Source organism: Burkholderia sp. DN3021 (assembly GCF_049805555.1).
GTDB classification, from domain to species: domain Bacteria; phylum Pseudomonadota; class Gammaproteobacteria; order Burkholderiales; family Burkholderiaceae; genus Burkholderia; species Burkholderia pyrrocinia_C.
The window spans coordinates 35,532-52,013 of the sequence record NZ_JBNCAB010000018.1; the positions used below are offsets into that span (position 1 = coordinate 35,532).

The window sequence follows — 16,482 nt, forward strand, 5'->3', positions numbered from 1 at the left end:
ATTGCTCTACGAACGATTTTCGGACAGCATCTGAAGAATGCGCTCGCGAGACTGCGAAATCATCTTGACAGCTTCTGGCACATAGTAACCGGACGTCGTATTAGTATTCTTCTCGGCCTGAATCAGCTTCGAGAGAATCAGCACTTGTGTTACCAGCACGGTATCGAGTTTGTCTTGTTCCATCAGGTCGCCCTCTCGTTGAATGTCAATGGTAGCGGAAATCCGCATCCGCATTCTAACGAGAGGCGCGCCCGCAGTTCCGTCTCTTGGCCCGGATGCCGATCGAGCCGAACGCATGCAAGCTATACTCCAGCTGTTGCAACCGTCGCAGACACTTCCGCTTGAAATCCAAACGCAGAGCATCACGATCGCCACTGCTAGGAAAGCACGCTTCGAGCGGCACGCCGATGCGTACACTCGGGTTCCCCGACACCCTTGTCGAGCCGCTATTTTTGTGGCGAGAGGATACCCAGCTCAAAGCAAATCGTTGGTATGCCCAAGCCAAAGCTGGCGACACATTCGCCGCGATCGAGCTAACCCTTGATGTTGGCGAACTGCTTGCGCAACAGGTCAGCGAAATGGTGCTTACGAAGCGCTGGCCCGAACCACTTATATTCGTCGCCCCACACGCGCGGGAAGCACGCGGAGACAATGCGATCCCCCAGGTGCTCGCCGTTCTACTAAGCTTTGGTGTTGGCGAAGTCGACGAACAGATTGTGCAGACGACGAAGGTGTATCACACGGGGGCCGATGCGATGGAACGCCTCATTGCTCGGGCCAGCTTCCAAGGACCGGTGCAACGTGGTGGAAACTACGTTCTTGTCGACGACGTCACGACTCTCGGGGGCACGCTCTGCGATCTATCCGACTACATTCGCCGGAACGGCGGAAACGTGATAGCCGCCGTCGTGCTGGTGAACGCCAGCCGGTCTGGTAAACTGTTTCCTGCACGAAAAACCGTGCGCCGTCTAGAGGAGCAATTCGGCCATGTTATCCGCGAAACGTTCCGCATCGAGCCAACTGCGCTCACGGCCGACGAAGCCCAATACCTCGTCGGCTTCCGTACCGCTGAGGAAGTCGGAGGTCGCAGCGCTAAAGCAAAGCAAACGACAGATCTCCGACTCCGCACGAAAGGCATTTTCTTCGATCGCAGCGGGGCAACGCCGCGCCAAGGTGCGGTAAGGAAAGCGCATCGCGTGCCGTTTCCGGGCGCGAGCGCAGTTCGATCCGGGCGCTGGATCAAAAAGCGCCCGCGATAGGGGGTCTAGTCCCCGTTCACCACCTTCAACTGTCCCTTCTTCGCAACCTGATCCGGCCGCAGATTCGTGTAGCGCTTCAGGTTGCGCCAATCCTTGTGGCCGGTCACGGCCGCTACCTCCGGAATATCCCACCCGTCCTCGAAGAGCGCACTCGTCGCTTCGTGCCGCAGATCGTGCAGTCGAAGGTCGACGATGCCCTTGTCGACGCAGGCCAGCTTGAAATACTTGCTCGCCGTGCTCTTGTCGAACCGAAAGATGTACTCGTTCGGATGCGGCTCGATCTTCGGGTCCGCCTTGCGCTTCGCCTCGTGTGCAGGAGGCACCGGATATCGCGCCTGACGCAGCAGCACTTCGAGCGAGTCGCCGATCAGCGGCACCCACTCGTCGTTACCCTTCTTCTGTCGCGGATGTTTGCGATCGCGGACGAGCGCGAGCCGGCGCTCGACGTCGAGATCCGACCACGTCAACCGAAATAGTTCGCCACGCCGGAATGCGCTTTTCATCGCAACCCGGATCACGTCCGGCACCGCCTGCTCGCGCTCCGGATGTTCGGCGAACCACTCGAAGATCTTCACGATTTCTTCACGCGTCGGCCGCCGGTCGCGGTGCTTCCCCGGGCCGATGAGCTGGAGGTGATCGAGCGTCGGGCGTGCGATGCTCGGCGCGTGTGGCAGCCTCAGATCCAGTAGTGAAGCCATGTGCTTATAGACAGTCCCGAGCTTGGAAATGTCCATGTCGATCGTGTACTGCCCCGCCCCCTCTTTCTTGCGCTCCTGCGCAAACTTGACGAGCCGCTTGGTCGACAGCTTCGCCGCTACCTCATTATCAAAGTGACTTTCCAGCCGCTTGAGCATGTAGTCTTCATTCGACTTCTCGGTCACGGGCCGGCCGGAATCATTCCGAGCGTTCCGATACAGGCGCACCAGTTCGCCGACCGTGATCGTCTGCTCGTCAACGGCGGCCTGACCTTTGTCTATGCCGCCCTCGATCTCACGCGACCATGCTTCAGCCGCGCCCTTGGTTCGAAATGTCTTTGCTATACTCTGTCCCCGCCGGCGGACTTGAGCACGCCAGCGGTCGCCGATCTTGAGGATCGAAGCCATGAAATACCCCGTTTGTGGACTGTAGCAATGCGTCATCCACATACGCTGCTACAGGGTCGATTTGTAGCAGAATTGTAGCAGGCGGGGCGTTAAACTATGCTTCACAGCCTGTCATTCCACGTCATACGCGGACAGGCAAAAATCCCGGAGACGCACACAGGACAAGGCTAAGAGCCTAATTTAAAAGGGGTCAGTCCTCCCCGCTCAAGCTATCCGCTCCCCGTAGTTCAATGGATAGAACAAGCGCCTCCTAAGCGCTAGATACAGGTTCGATTCCTGTCGGGGGGACCAGTTTTTCAGAAAAAATACTGTAAAATCAAGCCTATCAAGGCTCAGGGCATGATGATAGTTACCACAAAAGGTATCACATTATGTCCACATTCCGATTCGGCATCATGGTTGTGCGACTCCAATACTCCTGGCAGAAGCCCGGAAGCTCCCTTCTCTATTACCGCCGCCGCGTCCCCGAGGACCTTCAGGAGGTAGTTGGAAAGAAGCAAGTGGTGGTATCACTCCAGACCTCTGACCCCAAGGTAGCGGCCGAGCGGATCCAGAAGTTGGCCCGCGAACACGACGAGGAATGGGCAGCGCTTCGCAAGCCGACACGCTCCGGGAATCTCAAGCTGGCACAGAAATTGTTGGCCGAGCATGGGGTAGATCCTGTACAACCCGCCGAGGGTCCGCTGTGGGCATTCGAGGATCACCTAGAAGAAAGGCTGGTCAACGACCGACTTCCCGAGCCACACGCGACCGCCCTGCAGCTCGTCCAGGGGACCCGTGAGTTCACCCTGGAGGACTGTCGAGATCAGTACGTGGAAGCGCGGCCTCACAGCAAGGAAGCCGCCGAGCTGACCTACCGCTACCTCCTGGAGTACCTGAAAAGCGACCGAGACATCCGCAAGGTTCGCCGGATGGATGTGAACGGGTTCGTCAAGTTTCTGCTCGCAAAGGACCTGTCCACCACCACCGTTTCCCGCTACTTGGTACCGCTCAAGGCGTCGTTCGGCCGCGCCATCCGCGAAAACGAGATGGGCATCGAGAACGTCTGGGCGAAGGTTGAGATTCCGGATATGGGCAAGGACGCCGAGGACCGCGAGGTCTTCACCCTGAGCCAGTTCAAGGCGCTGGACAAAGCGATCGACAAGGTGCCGCCGGATACCCTGCGGTCGATCTTACTGGTACTCAGCGAGACCGGCGCACGGCTTGCCGAGGTCGTCGGCCTGGCCAAGTCTGACGTTATCCTCACTGGCCCGATCCCGCACATCGCCCTGAAGCCGCATCCCTGGCGAACCCTGAAGACCCCCGGGAGCACCCGGCAAATCCCGTTGACGCCCCGGGCTGCTGAGTCCCTGCGGGCAGCTATCGCACGCTCGTCGGACCCGGTCATCCTGTACCCGCACTACTGCTCGGTGGACGAGTGCAAGTCGGACGGCGCCAGCGCCTCCTTGGTGAAGTGGGTGCGGACCCGCGAGGGCCTCAAGGGTACCAAGCTTGGCAACCACTCGCTGCGGCATGGCATGAAGGACCTGCTCCGCTCCGTAAGGTGCCCGACCGAGGCTGCAGACCAAATCATCGGCCACGCGACGCCGGGGATGGGCGCCAACTACGGAGAAGGGTATCCTCTCGATCTTCTGTATGAATGGCTCCTCCAAGCCAACGCCCTGAAGACCAAGTAGATACGCGATGAAGACCATCCTCACCCTGCTCGCAGTCGGTTTCCTTGCCGGCTGCTCGACCCCTGACATCGACTGGAGCGCGGCCGACCGAACGTGCTCGATGCATTGCTCCGACGCATACAACCAGTGTCTGTCGTCAAACCCGCTGACTCCAGGAATCCAGAAGCTGAACTGCAACTCGTCGCTGAAGCTGTGCGCGGCAACCTGCGGCGGTAAGGTCGTCTCAAACTGAGCTGTTGCAAAAAACCCCCTCCAGGTTCCCGTATGGGTTCCCGAGGGGGTTTTTTGCTGAAGCTCACATTACTCGCCAGGTCTGCGTACAGGAGACCAGTCCACTGACTGCGCCTCCTCGAACTTTAGACGGTCGCGCAACTCGGGATGCACCCCCGCTTGCATCAGCAGAGCCATGCCACCCAGCCGCCGTGCGTCCTCATCGGTGATCTCGCAACCATCGTTCGGCTCGGCGTGCGGTGGGATCGTAATGACAACGCCCTGGTTGATCTCGCGGTCCAGCACTGCCTGCACGTCCTTGCGGAACACGGTACACAACGTTACCTGTTCGGTGTCCTCGTCGTAGAACACGATGGTCGCGCGTCTCGGTTTGCTCATGTCACATTCCTCTGCAAGTCTGGTATTTGTCGAATGCCCGCTGCGAGCATAGCGCATAGGTCCGAGGGTCTTTGTACATCGCGCCAGCAGCCGCGCACATTTCCATGTCGATTTCGTATCGCGCGAAGCACTGTTCTTCCTGAAACGGGTCGACGGCCGCCATCTGCAGCGCGTCACCCAAGGGAGAATCATCCATCGAGAATGGCGCAGCGTCGCCTAGCGGTGTGCTACCTACCAGCCCTGACGCGGTATCTGCAACAGCAGTTCCGGCCCCTGCTACGACGCTCTCCAGATAGCTTATCAGTTCGTCCGCAGTCACGTCGCTAGGTGTTGCCCAGCTCGGTAGAGGGGAGTCTGCGGGTAGCGAGGCCACCCCAGGCACGCTGGAAAACCTGTTTGCCTTGGGAAACGGTGGGGTCGACGGGGAACCGCCAGCAGAACCCCCACGGGATACGGGACGGTCGATAGACACCGCCACGCGCCCCTCCTCAATGGCAGCCCTCAGAGCAGCAACCGGATCTCCGCGAAACACTCCGATCCCTAAGTCTCGTAGGTAACCAGCAGCGGCCGTCGTCAACCCTGTGTACTTCGGCCAGTGCATCATCAATTCGGAGACGGCGCTGCGTTGGTCCGCCGCTAGGGGTGTAGAACCAACAGCGCTAGTCAGCATAGCGCGTTTTCCATCACCCAACTCGATAGTCACAGTGGCCATGAATGTCGTTCTCCGTATGCAGTTCGCATGCAGTGGAGCCGATACTTTACCCTACCAGCTCCTTAGTGAAGGACGAGCTTGGCGATGGTCTCCTTGAGACCCATGGCGTTCACTGCCACTACCGCGCCGGCCCCGTAAAGGCCGTACTGGATCCGAGTGAGGATGCGTTCGATAGCTTCCAGGGAGCGGCCAAAGGTCGCTTGCGTGTCCTTCAGGGTTCGGATCTCGCCGTCCTGAGCATCCGCTCGGAACTCCAGGCGGGCCACACGGCTGTCGAGTTTGTCTTCCATTACGTACCTACCGGTTGTGCTTGGGCGATGATCGCCGTCTTATCGTTGCTCGAGTTCGTGTCGCCGAACCAGAAGTGGATCGTGGCGAGCCAGGCAGTGCCCAGCGAGCCGATGAGGCTGTAGAAGATCGCCTTGTTGGCGTCGGGGATGTTGCAGAACATCAGGGCCGCGACCAGGCCGAAGAAGCCCAGCGTGATGAACAGCGTCAGCACCGGAGGAACCCAGGAGCGCGTCGACGTCTGCATGGTGCGGGCGCCTTGGACGTCCTGAACGTTCAGCGCGGCGAGCGCCTCCTTGTCCTTGAAGCCCAGCTCGGCCATCTGGACCTGGAAGTCCTGGTCGGCCTTGCGCATGTTCGCGAGCTGCTCAGGGGTTGCGCCAGCGATGGCTGCGGCCACGGTGTCCTGGCGCCCCGAGATCGTGTCGGTGGCCGTCGGCGTGAGGCCGAAGACTCGCTCCAGGGCAGAGACCGCCGTGCCGGCGAGCGGGCCACCCACACAAGTGGCGATGGTCGGCGCCAGGCTCTCTACCGCGCTTGCTACGTTTGCCCAGCTCATGCTGCCTCCCCTGTCGTTGCCTGGGCCTGCCCGAGGAGGCTGGGGGACCCTACGGTGAAATCCGCACCGAGCAGAAACTCGGCCATCTCGGCGTTGCGACGATTCAGGAGACCCTGCATCACATGCCCAGCGGCCATGTCCCACTTCAGGAACTCCTGGCTGGCTCCTTCGATGTCCCCAGCGTTCAGCTTGGTGCGGAGCGTCGAGTGGTCAAAGTTGCCCCGGCCCACGTTGTACGTGAAGCTGATGAGCGCCGCCTTCTCCTCGTCGGTGAGCGGGATCTTGACCTCGGAGTCGATGAAGGCCCCGAGGGCCGTCACGCGGTCCAGAAGGTCCTGGTCGGCCTGCACCTGGGTCCATACGGTCGCGGGGCCAATCAGCGGGCCAGTAGCGCCATAGCCGACAGTCCACGGGGCCGCGCCGGTTGCGGGATCCGGGTAGGCCTTGAGCTTACATCCTTCGAACTGCTTAATAAGTTTGCAGGCTTCGGTTTGCCATGCCATGGTGTTGTTCCTTACTTGAAATGGTTGTTGGTTACGGGGTAGGCACCTCGGGCCACACGACGTCCAGCGGGAAACCTGGCTGCTCGGTTATGTCGCGCAGCGCCTTGCGGTACTCCAGCCACGCGGAGGCTTTGGCCTGTACGGACGGGGGAGCGTCAGGAGGGACAACCGAGTAGCGATCCGACCAGTGCAGCCGGTCGTCGCGGTGGTAGCGCACGTACTGAGCGCAGAGGTCCGCCCGGTTCTGCTCGAAGTAGGCCTTCACTGCAGCGTCCGACGGCTGGGGATCCGGGGCGGTCCAGGAGGTGATCCAGGGGTCCCCGCACTGCTCCCCGGTTTCCTTGGAGATCGGGTGAGCGACCTTGTAGTCTTTCCAGTGCGCCAGGTGGGGGAATAGCGCCGCCAGCGCAAGGATCATGTGATCATGCGTGTATTCCATCAGTATTCCTTAGATTTTCAGCCACGCTGCGCGGAGGTAAGTCACGTTGGAGCCGTTCTGCGAGCGCATGCCGCTAAGAACCCACGGGGATCCCGCGTCGGTGGTGTTGTTCGCGTACCCCACGTTGATCGATCCGAATTCGTTGCCGTCCGCTCCGTGGTAGCACTGCGTGCCGTGGTCGGCCTTGGCGTCGAACCAATTGAACAGCCAGGTGTTGCGCCCGTTGAGCCAACAATTGCCGTCCGTTTGGAAGGACGATGGCCCGACGTGAAGGTTGTTGCTCTGCCAGGTTTGCCCGCCGTCGTCACAGGACCATGGAACAGCGTTGTAGGCGCTATTGATGATCTCCAGGCCCCCGTTGTCGCGGGCGCGGATCCACACGTTTGAAGGACCAACGCCTGAACGGTTGTTGGTGAGACCAAGGTCGGCCTGCCAGTTGGAGCCGACCAATGACAGGCGACCCCACATCGTGCTGCCGCCCCGATAGACGTAGTTGTTCGCAAGGAAATTACTAAGCCAGCCGCCCCACACCGAACCGTAGACGTTCCCATCCGTCGCGAAGGTGGCATTGCTTCCGCCGCCGACTGAACTACCCCCGACAGTTAGACTGCCTCGGGTCGCTACTTGCCCGCCGTCGTACACCGACAGGTTGTACGCGGTGTTGGCTGCATTGACGAAGCCGGTCATCGAACTACTGCTCGATGTTTGGATACGAGGTGCGTACCCGTTCGCACTTAGCACTACCCCCGCGTACCCGGTAGAGTTCGACACCGCAATGAAGGGCGCCGTGAGGTTCCCGGTCATCGTCCCGCCGCTCAGGTGCAGCAGGCTGTTCGGATCGACCGACGCGGCGCTGGCCGCTGCTGCGGATGCCGAGTTAGCGGCTGCGGTTGCTGACGAAGAAGCGCTGGACGCCGAGGAGGACGCCGAGGACGCAGACGTTGACGCGCTGCTGGCAGAGTTGCTCGCCGCAGAAGCGCTACTCCCAGCAGCCGTGGCGCTCGAAGTGGCCGAAGAGGCACTTGCGGCGGCTGCAGATGCGCTGGACGCGGCCTGGGACGCGGCGAGTGTTGCATTCGACGAGGCGTTCTCAGCCGTCAGATCCTGGTCCTGCCACCCGGAAGAGGTGTAGACCCGTACCGTCGGAGGGCTAACCGAAGTCTTCAGGTACTCGGCGCCAACCGCCAGAGGGTTTCCGTTGTTGTCGACCGTAGGGTCGCTTGCGTGCGCCCCGAGCCACACCGCGTTCATGCTGGCGAGCACTGCGGCCACTGATGTGGCGTTCGATGCTGCAGAGGACGCGCTGGAGGCGGCGTTGGTGGCCGAAGTGCTGGAGTTCGCTGCTGATGCGCTTGCAGCGTTTTGCGATGCCAAGGCGGCGGCGGCTGACGTGGATGAGGTCTGAGCCTGCGTGGTCGCAATACTGGCCTGCGTGGTGGCCGTGGTTGCCGCCGTGTTGGCCGTGTCAATGGCCGTGTTTGCCTGGGTCAGCGCGGTGTTCGCTGCGTTCAACGTGGTGGTAGCCTGCTGGGCCAGGTTGGAGACGTTCGCCTCCGAGATCCCCGCGTTCTTTGCCGAAGCCTCTGCTGCCACTGCGGCCGCCTGAGCTTCGGTGTTCGCCGTGGCAACCGTGGCAACCTGGGCCGTCAGGGTGTTGATCAGCGCGTTCGTGGAGTCGGCTTCAGGGGGCGTGGAGGACCCGTTGAAGAACCCCGAGTTGTTGACCGGCTCGGCAGTACCGGAGCCGCCAAAGAGACTAGTCATCAATACTCCATGGAATATGCGGGCGAGATCGCCATGGAGGACTGCTCCATGTCGGTCATGCGGCCCTGCTCTTCGATGTCCGCGTAGAGCTGCGTGAATCGGGATTCGAATGCCTGGACGCGGTCGTCGACGAAGTAGTCGGTCGCGTAGCTGAGGGCGCCGTAGATCAGCAGATCAGCGGCGACGTTCGAAAAGAAGTTGGTGTCGGTGTCGACGAGTAGCTGCGGCTGGGCCGCGTAATAGACCATCGTCGCCGTGTCCCCAAGGGCCAGCGTGGGCTTGATCAGGAACGACGCACCGACCCGGCTGTAGTAGCGCGGGTGTGTGCAGTTGCTGAACCCAGGATCCTGTTGGATCTTGAGGAAGTGCCCGAGGTCCTTGTTTTCCATGAGGGTCTCGCCTGCGTACAGGTACTTGAGGCTCAGGAAGTCCGACGGGATGACGATGGCGTTCGTGGGGGCCACGGACGGATCTGCGCCCGTGGTGACGCTCATGTTTTCCATGCCCGGTACGCGGAGCGTGCGCTCGAGACGCGTCTGGGCCATGCTGATGAAGTCGTTCGCCAGATCCGTAGTGCAGTCGTTGCGGTTGAGAATGGCGAGGAACTTGTTACGAAGCTGGGCGAGGTTCATTCTTAGATGTCCTTAGCAGTCGCGAGGAAGTACTCGAGGTTTTCGTTCTTGAGCTTGGCGACCGTCTTCTTGATCGGCTCTTGGAACACGTCGTAGCCTTCACGCAACCAGCGGTCCACAAGGGCCGCAGGGATCGAGGCGACGTGCATCATTTCCCGCTCGCGGACGTTGTGAGACGCGAGGCGCTTGTCGGCGAGGGATTGGAGGAGCGAGTCGGGGATAACTTGATGCGTCTCGATGATGTGGCCGTCCGTGTTGGACGCGACCGACACGTTGACGCCGTTGTCGAGTTTCAGCATGGGGAGAAGAAAAGACCCCGCTGCGCGAGAGTGGACGCAGCAGGGCGAAAAGGAATTTGGAGAGGCCGCGAATGGGCCTCAGGAGGGAACTGCTAAGGGGATCCAGGAGGACCCCCAGGGCCATTACTGGCCGATAACCGGGTTCGAGCCGGTCAGGCCGATGATGCCGGCCGACGCCTTCTGGTTCAGGTGCTTCAGCGAGAACTCGCCCAGGATTTCCTCCTTGTGCGCGTCGCCGGTCACCGCCAGCGGGATGCGCGTCCACGGACGCAGCACAGCCAGCTTCCAGTACTGCGGGTCGAACAGGAAGGCGCGGTCGGCCTTCATGAAGCGGTTGATAACTACCTTCTGCTCACCGAACGGCGAGACGTACAGGTCGACCACGTTCACGACGGTCTTGTCTGCCGAGCCGTCGAACGTACGGTAGCGGCCCGCTGCGGCCGTGAACGTCGCCACGATCAGCGAGTCGGCCGGCTTGATCATCATGATCTTGGCCTCGCCACCGCCCTCGTAGAGGTGCTGGTTTGCCGTCAGGATGTCGTTTTCCGACAGAGCCACCGGGGTAGCCGTGTGGTCGATGATGTTGCCGGCGTCGATCATGTTCGCGCCCGTGGCACCCGTGCCCCACACGTTGCCGAACTTGCGTGCCGTGGTTTCGTTGCCGACCGCTGCGTTCTGCGCGATGCCCAGGAGGGCGTATTCGAGTTCGCGCTTCACTTCAGCCGACTTCTTGCCGAGCTGGTACGCGGTTTCCTTCGCGCGACCGTACGTCGAGATCGTGTCAGCCGTGCCCGACACCGAGATCGCCTTCGTCAGGATCTGGGTGTAGTTCGACAGCATCGTCGTCGGCGTCATCGTGCTGAACGACGCGTCCGCACCTTCAACTGCCGAGTTGGCGCCGACAGCGGCCAGCGAGTCCTCCTGCCACTGGAACAGCGTGTTGTGTACGCTTTCCGTCTTGACCAGCGACTGGAACGGGGTGTTCGTCGGGGAGATGTTGGTGATGACGTCCGAGATGTCTTCCTTCACGCCAACCATGTCGTACGTCTTGAATGCGGTGCTGCTCATAGTTTGTATTCCTTACTAAAAAGAGTGAGTGTTCGGCCGCGTCCTTCCGGCCTTAGGTGTTCTGGAGGGAGCTACTTACTTCTTGACGTTCCAACGGGCGAGGAACAGGTCCGCAGCGTCGTCGGTGGATCCCGTGCGCTGCAGGCGCTGCTTTGCCTTGATCGTCGTGTCGACGCGGGTGTCCTTGGTGGTCACCGTCTTGGTGGTCTTCATGACCTTGGTTGGCGTCTTGTTGACCTTCTTGGTCACGACTGCCTTGGCCTTGTCGAACTGCATGGCCTTGTGGATCATTTCGAGCGCGAACGGATCGACAATCCCGTCCACGATGTGCTTCGGCATGCCCGTCGATTCGGCATAGGTCCGCACTTCGTCGTAGACCTTCTGGTTCCAGCCGCCCGGTACCTTCTCGTTGAGGACCTTGACGGCCTCGTTGGCTGCGGCCTTCATAGACGCTTGGCGCTGTTCGTTCGCGGACTTGACGAACTGGTCGACTTCTTGCGTGATGAAACGATAGTCGTCGTATGCCGCCTGAGCCTCGGCACGCAGCGCCGTGAACTGCTCGGCGTCGAGCTGCTTGCTGGCGACCAGCATGTCGATCTTGCTGTACGGCTCCCACCGGGCCGCAGCCTTCTGATGGAGACGGTCGAGCTGCGCTGCTGCGCGTTGGTTCGCTGTCTCCAGCTCCGTGCGCTGGGTCGCGAGTGCTTGGGACTTCTTCGTCAGGGCCGCTTCCTGGCCGTAGAGACGCTTCAGGTCCTTTACGGATACCTCCAGCTCCTGGTCGTCGACCTTGACTTTGACGATCTTCTCGTCGTCGAGCACGCGGGACTCTGCGGAGTCGTCCGCTTCATCGCCCTCGTCACCCTGGGTCTCGTCCGACTCCTCGTCGCTTTCCTGAGGGTCCTCCTGGTCCTGCTCGTCGCCTTCCGGCGTTTCGTCGGCTTGTTCCTCGACTACCCCGGATTCGTCGGTTTCCGGGGTGTCGTCGTCGCGCTCGGGGTCGTTGGATACCGTTTCCGGGTCCTCTGCGCTCCAGCGCGACAGAAATGCGTTTGCTGCGTCGGTTTCATCGAATGACGGCGCAGCGGTAGCCACGCCCGATTGGGTGGTGGTCGTCATGTGGTTGTTCACTCTTCGGTGGGGGTAAGGATCTGGGCCTTGAGTTGGACCCAGCCCTGGAGTTCGGTGGTGATGTCCTGCAGGCCTCGGAGGAGGAAGAAGCGCGACTCGCGCAACTTCGTGTCCTCCAGGGAACTGCCGGTGATCTCAGCGAAGCTCTGGTTGTAGAGTTCATTCACGCATGTGATGAACGCCTGGTTGGCTAGAAGCTCCTCGGCAGCGGTGCCGCGTTGGAGCGCGAGTTCGGGGGTCATTGGTTACACCTTGGCCACCGCTTGGGTCTGCGGCGGGTTCTGTTCCATCTCCTTCTCGACCAGCTTCAGTTCGTGCTCCTTCATCGCGGCGGTGGACGCTGCGACGAACTGCTTGACGTCGATCTGGCGGTTCTGCAGGAGCGCGTCGATCTGCGCTTGCTGCTTCTCCAGCATGATCTTCATCTGCTCGACCTGCATGTGGTCTGCGACCTTCTGCTGCGTGGTCTTGGCGACGGATTCCTGGACGGCGACCTTGCGTGCCTCGAGCTGCATTTCCTGAACCTTGAACGGATCCGGTTGCGGCGCCGGCAGCGTGCTGGGGTCGGTGAGGTACTGACTGATCTGCTTGATACCGGCCTTCTCCAGGGCAGTACGGAACACCGCATAGCGGTTCTGCTCGCTGTAGATGCGGCCGTTCTGAGGATCGCCGCCAAGCTGCGCGTTGATCGCGATGTACTTCATGGCGTCTTGCTGCTGCTCGTTGTAGCCGAGCTTCATTTCGACGGTACAGGTGACCTGGTCGGTCCACTCCTGCGGGTCTACCTGCACGAACTCGCCCGCCAGTCGAACGATCTTGGTCTGCTTTTCGTTGAGGAGTACCAAGCGATAAACCTCAAGATAAAGCTCCTTGACGAACTGGTTGGCGAAGTTGCGTGCGATGATCTTCTCGCGCTGCTGGGACAGGCTGACCATGTCTTGAACCATGGCCTGACTGTTCTGCTGGGAGATGGCGTCCTTGTTGAGGCCCTGGGACAGCCGGGAGACACCGGTAACCTCCTCCTTGTCCTCGTCCAGGAGCTGGATCGTCTGGAACACGAAGGGGTTGAGGCCGGCCTGCGGGAGGGGCGCGATGCCATCTGGCCGGGTCACGTTTACCAGACCCCCGACGCGGTTCTCCAGTAGCTCCTTGGGGTTCATCACGGCACCCTTAACCACCATCATGCGGGGGTTGTTGGTGATAACCGTGTGATCCAGGATGCCGCGCATGAGCACCGTGCGGGCGTTCTGCGTCGGGATGACGCGAGCAGCGTAGTTGGAGCCGTAGAACGTGTGCGGCAGCGGGATCGGCGTGAACGAGAGGAACGGGCGCTTGTCGACCAGCTCCTTCTCCAGGATCGTGCGGCCGGCCATGACGACCTTCCAGAGTTTGGCCTCGCCGCTGCCGTCCATATCGAGCGGCATGTAGCACTCGTAGACCATGACGTGGCGCGTCTGGAGCTGCTGCTCCTCTTCGCCAAGGTCGATCAGGCCGGCGCCGATGTCCTCGAAACGCGCTAGGCGCTCCGGGTCCATGGCAAGCTCGTCGTTGCCCTCGGAGTCGTTGATCGAGTACACCAGGTCCTTGGGATACCCCATTTCGATCAGCTCGGTGCGAGTCTTTCGGGTCCGGTGTGCTACGAAGGGCGCGTCGGACAGGCTCGGCGCCGTCTCGGTGATCAGGAACTCCTCGGGGGCCACAGGGACGTAGCGCACCTGGGACTTGTCGATCCGGCGCATGAGCGTGCCATCAAACAGGCCGCTGTCTTCGTTGTGCTCCAGCTTGAGGTCGGTCACGTCGTCCTGGGACAGAAGCAGCTCTGCAGCCTCTGCGGTGACGTTGTGGAACTCTTCCTCCTGCTCTTCGAAGCGCTCGTCCCAGAAGACCTTGACGATACCCGTGCGGGCCATCAGACCGTCCTGGATGACCGACGAGAAGACGTTGTATGAGTCGTTCTGCCGGTGGACAACGTAGTCCGCGTACTCGGTCGCGACGCGCATTGCATCGACGTCCTTGTCGGTCTGTGGGTCGAACGACACGATCCGGTTGCCTGCGCTGAAGGTCTCCAGAAGGACAGCCTTCAGGGATTCCACTGCGTCGAAGACGTCCATCGAGACGTACTTCGAGTTGCCCGCGTGGGCGGGACGGGGCTTCTCACCGTGGTAATACTCCATGACGTTCTTGCGCTCTTCCGAGAGCTTCGAGGAGTAGTACAGCACGCTGGATTCTGCGTGCTTCTGGACGATGGTGAGCAGCTCCGATTCCGTCACGGGCTGAAACTTCTTGGAAGCCTTAGCCATTGATTAAATCATTTCGATGTAGAAGGCATCGGTACTCTCAACAGGAGTAAAGTGGCCTTCGTGGATGAAGTTCGCGATTGCCAGCGACATGACGCAGTCGTCGAAACACCCAGGCTCTGCTTCCATCTTCCCGTCGTCGGTGACCACATACGTGATCAGCTCCCTGAGGGTCACCTTGTCGTACACCTGGATGTCTTCCTCGCGGAAGGCCTGGCGCAGCTTGTCGATGATCAGGGGCTTGGTCTTGACGGTCGTGCGGAAACCGTAGACAACGGTCTCGTCTTCCGTCTGCTTGTCGACGTGGGTTTCGAAATAGAGGTTGGGGTACGCGAGGTCTTTGCCGAGGCGGGTCGCGGTGAGGATCCCGTGGTTGTTGTTTTCCACGGCGATCTTGGCGGTGTTGAAGTGGTGCCCGAGGGCGTTGAGGATGGTCGCGAAGTAGTCCGGGTGGACCTGGGATCGGTAGATGCCGACCACGCGCTTGCGAGAGTCGAGGATCTGCGCCACCGACCAGTCGCCTCCTCGGACGCCCATGGCCACGTCAGCGCCGATGTAGTAGGTCTCGCCCGGATCATGCAGCCGGTACAGCAGCAGATCGCCGCGTGGGGCCTCCTCGAGGCGCTCCCCGATCAGCTCCATGCGGACCTTGATGTCCGGGGCCTTCTGGAGGTATCCGTGGATCTGCTGCGTGTGGAACACCGGCCGGCCCGAGGTCAGGAAGGCCTCGTCGGCGTGGCACGGGTATTCCTGCTGGAACATCTCCTCGCCGTTGACCGCGATCTTGTGACGGCGGAACATGAGCTGCTCATCGTCCAGACCGAACTTCTCGACCAGCTCCTCCTCCTTGGGGGTCCGCGAGAACCCCTCGGGCACCGGGGCGCGATACTCCTGCTGGACGAACCAGGGGATGAAGATCGCCTCGTATTCCGACTTGCCCTCGACTGCGGAGGTCCAGATGTTGTGGAACGGGTTGCCGATGCCGTTGGCGGTGCTCTCGACGAACACGAACGTGCCCTTGGCGTTCGGGATGGCCTGCATCAGGCCGTTGATGTTGTCCTTCGCGGTTGCGGGAGGATAAAAGGCGGCTTCTGAGAGGTGGGCGAGCTGGATGGTCTCACCTCGACCGATGCCTTCACCGCCAGCGGTAGCAACCATGTAGCTACTGTCGAGGAGATCGAACGCAAGCTCTTTCCTTGATGAGTATTTCGTGTGGGGACGAAGGATCTCTGGGCAGTTTTCGTGGTACCGCTTGGCCATGTCGAACAGGGCCTTCGTGGACTCCCCGAGGTGGGTCATAACGATGGACTTCACAGCCTTGTGCTGGCTCGTCCACCAGTAGATGATCCCTTCGATGATCGTCGACAGGCCCTGCTGGCGTCCCTTGAGGACGACGATGCGGACCTTGCCGGTGGTGTGAAGCTGGTTGATGACCCGCTTCATGAAAATCTTTTGTGCTGCGTTGAGGACGAGGGGAACAACCGTCCCCTCCTTCGTTCGAATCTTCAGCGCGTGCTTGGCGTAGTACTCGAAATCCTCGTACAGGCGCTTGCGCACCGCCTCAATACTCATTCGTCGTCCTTGTCTTGCGTTGCCAGGTCGGCCAGGAAGTCCTCAGCCTTCTTGACGGTCACGTTGGATTCCGACGCAGGCTTCGCCATCGTGAACTCGAGGACCAGACGGGCTGCTGCCAGTTGATCCTTGGGGCTAATTTCCTTGCGACGGACAATCTCGACCGCCGTCTCGAGGGCTTCACGGGCGAACCCGTCCTTCGGGATGTTGCTGCCGCTCTGTTCCATCAGTTGTACCAATCGTTTTGCTTCGGCTTTCGCCGCTGCGATGCTCTTCTCACGCTCGATGGTTGTGGTTCCGTCGAGCGCACCGTGGGGACGCCCCAGCCCGCGCTTAGTGCCGCGACGGGCACGCCATTCAGCAAGCTGGGCGCGACCTTCAGGCGTTTGGCTCAGTTTTGCGAAGTGGCTTTGCCTTGGACTTCCCTGGACGTTCTTTCGACCCGTCTTGGGGTTCATTACTGCCAATGGGCTTCTCCAATTCGTCGATCCGGTCCCTGATTGAGCGTGTGACGGCTGTCAGGGTCCCCTGGACCGAGTGGAGGATGCGCGCATAGGGTAGTTGTGAGAGA

The 16,482-nt window shown here is 60.9% G+C and carries 23 protein-coding genes and 1 tRNA gene; 7 read left to right on the forward strand and 17 right to left on the reverse strand.

Annotation, left to right across the window (positions count from 1 at the left end; translation table 11 throughout):
* Nucleotides 1-6: 6 nt before the first annotated feature.
* A complete protein-coding gene (locus tag ACPUER_RS11800; protein ID WP_425131158.1) occupies nucleotides 7-183 on the reverse strand; it encodes a hypothetical protein in 177 nt (58 codons plus the stop codon).
* A gap of 224 nt (nucleotides 184-407) precedes the next feature.
* Here ACPUER_RS11800 and ACPUER_RS11805 point away from each other — a divergent pair, with 224 nt between their 5' ends.
* Nucleotides 408-1,259 (forward strand): phosphoribosyltransferase, encoded by an 852-nt coding sequence (locus ACPUER_RS11805; protein WP_425131159.1) that lies wholly within the window; start codon nucleotides 408-410, stop codon nucleotides 1,257-1,259.
* Nucleotides 1,260-1,264: 5 nt separating this feature from the next.
* Here ACPUER_RS11805 and ACPUER_RS11810 read toward each other — a convergent pair whose 3' ends face one another.
* Nucleotides 1,265-2,404 (reverse strand): site-specific integrase, encoded by a 1,140-nt coding sequence (locus tag ACPUER_RS11810; protein WP_425131160.1) that lies wholly within the window; start codon nucleotides 2,402-2,404, stop codon nucleotides 1,265-1,267.
* Nucleotides 2,405-2,578: 174 nt separating this feature from the next.
* Here ACPUER_RS11810 and ACPUER_RS11815 point away from each other — a divergent pair.
* From ACPUER_RS11815 to ACPUER_RS11825, 3 genes are all read left to right on the forward strand, one after another.
* Nucleotides 2,579-2,653: transfer RNA gene (locus tag ACPUER_RS11815), tRNA-Arg, on the forward strand.
* A gap of 104 nt (nucleotides 2,654-2,757) precedes the next feature.
* The gene (locus ACPUER_RS11820) at nucleotides 2,758-4,038 is read left to right on the forward strand and encodes a DUF6538 domain-containing protein (protein ID WP_425131161.1); all 1,281 of its coding nucleotides are present in this window, start codon (nucleotides 2,758-2,760) and stop codon (nucleotides 4,036-4,038) included.
* Between the two features lie 7 nt (nucleotides 4,039-4,045).
* Nucleotides 4,046-4,270 (forward strand): hypothetical protein, encoded by a 225-nt coding sequence (locus ACPUER_RS11825; protein ID WP_425131162.1) that lies wholly within the window; start codon nucleotides 4,046-4,048, stop codon nucleotides 4,268-4,270.
* Between the two features lie 68 nt (nucleotides 4,271-4,338).
* On the opposite strand, the gene ACPUER_RS11830 is transcribed toward ACPUER_RS11825, so the two are convergent.
* From ACPUER_RS11830 to ACPUER_RS11860, 7 genes are all read right to left on the reverse strand, one after another.
* The gene (locus ACPUER_RS11830; RefSeq protein ID WP_425131163.1) at nucleotides 4,339-4,647 is read right to left on the reverse strand and encodes a hypothetical protein; all 309 of its coding nucleotides are present in this window, start codon (nucleotides 4,645-4,647) and stop codon (nucleotides 4,339-4,341) included.
* Between the two features lies 1 nt (nucleotide 4,648).
* Nucleotides 4,649-4,843: a hypothetical protein gene (locus tag ACPUER_RS11835; protein ID WP_425131164.1), complete on the reverse strand. Its 195-nt coding sequence runs from the start codon at nucleotides 4,841-4,843 to the stop codon at nucleotides 4,649-4,651.
* 578 nt (nucleotides 4,844-5,421) lie between these two features.
* Entirely contained in the window at nucleotides 5,422-5,649 is a 228-nt protein-coding gene (locus ACPUER_RS11840; protein ID WP_425131165.1) for a hypothetical protein, read from the reverse strand.
* Nucleotides 5,649-6,206, reverse strand: a complete 558-nt coding sequence (locus tag ACPUER_RS11845) for a hypothetical protein (protein ID WP_425131166.1) — start codon at nucleotides 6,204-6,206, stop codon at nucleotides 5,649-5,651. The genes ACPUER_RS11840 and ACPUER_RS11845 overlap by 1 nt, the downstream gene beginning before the upstream one ends.
* Nucleotides 6,203-6,709 (reverse strand): lysozyme, encoded by a 507-nt coding sequence (locus ACPUER_RS11850; RefSeq protein WP_425131167.1) that lies wholly within the window; start codon nucleotides 6,707-6,709, stop codon nucleotides 6,203-6,205. Before ACPUER_RS11850 ends, ACPUER_RS11845 begins: the two co-directional genes overlap by 4 nt.
* A 31-nt stretch (nucleotides 6,710-6,740) precedes the next feature.
* A complete protein-coding gene (locus ACPUER_RS11855) occupies nucleotides 6,741-7,148 on the reverse strand; it encodes a phage tail assembly chaperone (RefSeq protein ID WP_425131168.1) in 408 nt (135 codons plus the stop codon).
* Between the two features lie 9 nt (nucleotides 7,149-7,157).
* Complete coding sequence (locus ACPUER_RS11860; RefSeq protein WP_425131169.1) at nucleotides 7,158-7,835, reverse strand: hypothetical protein; 678 nt, start codon at nucleotides 7,833-7,835, stop codon at nucleotides 7,158-7,160.
* Here ACPUER_RS11860 and ACPUER_RS11865 point away from each other — a divergent pair.
* The 3 genes from ACPUER_RS11865 (at nucleotide 7,819) to ACPUER_RS11875 (ending at nucleotide 8,754) form a co-directional block, all read left to right on the forward strand.
* The gene (locus tag ACPUER_RS11865; protein WP_425131170.1) at nucleotides 7,819-8,280 is read left to right on the forward strand and encodes a hypothetical protein; all 462 of its coding nucleotides are present in this window, start codon (nucleotides 7,819-7,821) and stop codon (nucleotides 8,278-8,280) included. The two genes, ACPUER_RS11860 and ACPUER_RS11865, sit on opposite strands and share 17 nt — an antisense overlap.
* A gap of 117 nt (nucleotides 8,281-8,397) precedes the next feature.
* On the forward strand, nucleotides 8,398-8,553 hold the full coding sequence (locus ACPUER_RS11870) for a hypothetical protein (protein ID WP_425131171.1): 156 nt from the start codon (nucleotides 8,398-8,400) through the stop codon (nucleotides 8,551-8,553).
* A 6-nt stretch (nucleotides 8,554-8,559) separates the two neighbouring features.
* Entirely contained in the window at nucleotides 8,560-8,754 is a 195-nt protein-coding gene (locus tag ACPUER_RS11875) for a hypothetical protein (RefSeq protein WP_425131172.1), read from the forward strand.
* A 157-nt stretch (nucleotides 8,755-8,911) separates the two neighbouring features.
* Here ACPUER_RS11875 and ACPUER_RS11880 read toward each other — a convergent pair whose 3' ends face one another.
* From ACPUER_RS11880 to ACPUER_RS11915, 8 genes are all read right to left on the reverse strand, one after another.
* The gene (locus ACPUER_RS11880) at nucleotides 8,912-9,544 is read right to left on the reverse strand and encodes a phage adaptor protein (protein ID WP_425131173.1); all 633 of its coding nucleotides are present in this window, start codon (nucleotides 9,542-9,544) and stop codon (nucleotides 8,912-8,914) included.
* A gap of 2 nt (nucleotides 9,545-9,546) precedes the next feature.
* Entirely contained in the window at nucleotides 9,547-9,843 is a 297-nt protein-coding gene (locus ACPUER_RS11885; protein WP_425131174.1) for a hypothetical protein, read from the reverse strand.
* 123 nt (nucleotides 9,844-9,966) lie between these two features.
* Complete coding sequence (locus ACPUER_RS11890; protein ID WP_425131175.1) at nucleotides 9,967-10,911, reverse strand: SU10 major capsid protein; 945 nt, start codon at nucleotides 10,909-10,911, stop codon at nucleotides 9,967-9,969.
* A gap of 75 nt (nucleotides 10,912-10,986) precedes the next feature.
* The gene (locus ACPUER_RS11895) at nucleotides 10,987-12,030 is read right to left on the reverse strand and encodes a hypothetical protein (RefSeq protein ID WP_425131176.1); all 1,044 of its coding nucleotides are present in this window, start codon (nucleotides 12,028-12,030) and stop codon (nucleotides 10,987-10,989) included.
* Nucleotides 12,031-12,038: 8 nt separating this feature from the next.
* Nucleotides 12,039-12,284, reverse strand: coding sequence for a hypothetical protein (locus tag ACPUER_RS11900; RefSeq protein WP_425131177.1), 246 nt, complete (start codon nucleotides 12,282-12,284; stop codon nucleotides 12,039-12,041).
* A gap of 3 nt (nucleotides 12,285-12,287) precedes the next feature.
* Nucleotides 12,288-14,342, reverse strand: a complete 2,055-nt coding sequence (locus tag ACPUER_RS11905) for a portal protein (RefSeq protein WP_425131178.1) — start codon at nucleotides 14,340-14,342, stop codon at nucleotides 12,288-12,290.
* Nucleotides 14,343-14,345: 3 nt separating this feature from the next.
* On the reverse strand, nucleotides 14,346-15,911 hold the full coding sequence (locus tag ACPUER_RS11910; protein WP_425131179.1) for a hypothetical protein: 1,566 nt from the start codon (nucleotides 15,909-15,911) through the stop codon (nucleotides 14,346-14,348).
* Nucleotides 15,908-16,369 carry a hypothetical protein gene (locus tag ACPUER_RS11915; RefSeq protein ID WP_425131180.1) on the reverse strand — a complete coding sequence of 154 codons (462 nt, stop codon included), beginning with the start codon at nucleotides 16,367-16,369 and terminating at the stop codon, nucleotides 15,908-15,910. Before ACPUER_RS11915 ends, ACPUER_RS11910 begins: the two co-directional genes overlap by 4 nt.
* Nucleotides 16,370-16,482 lie beyond the last annotated feature (113 nt).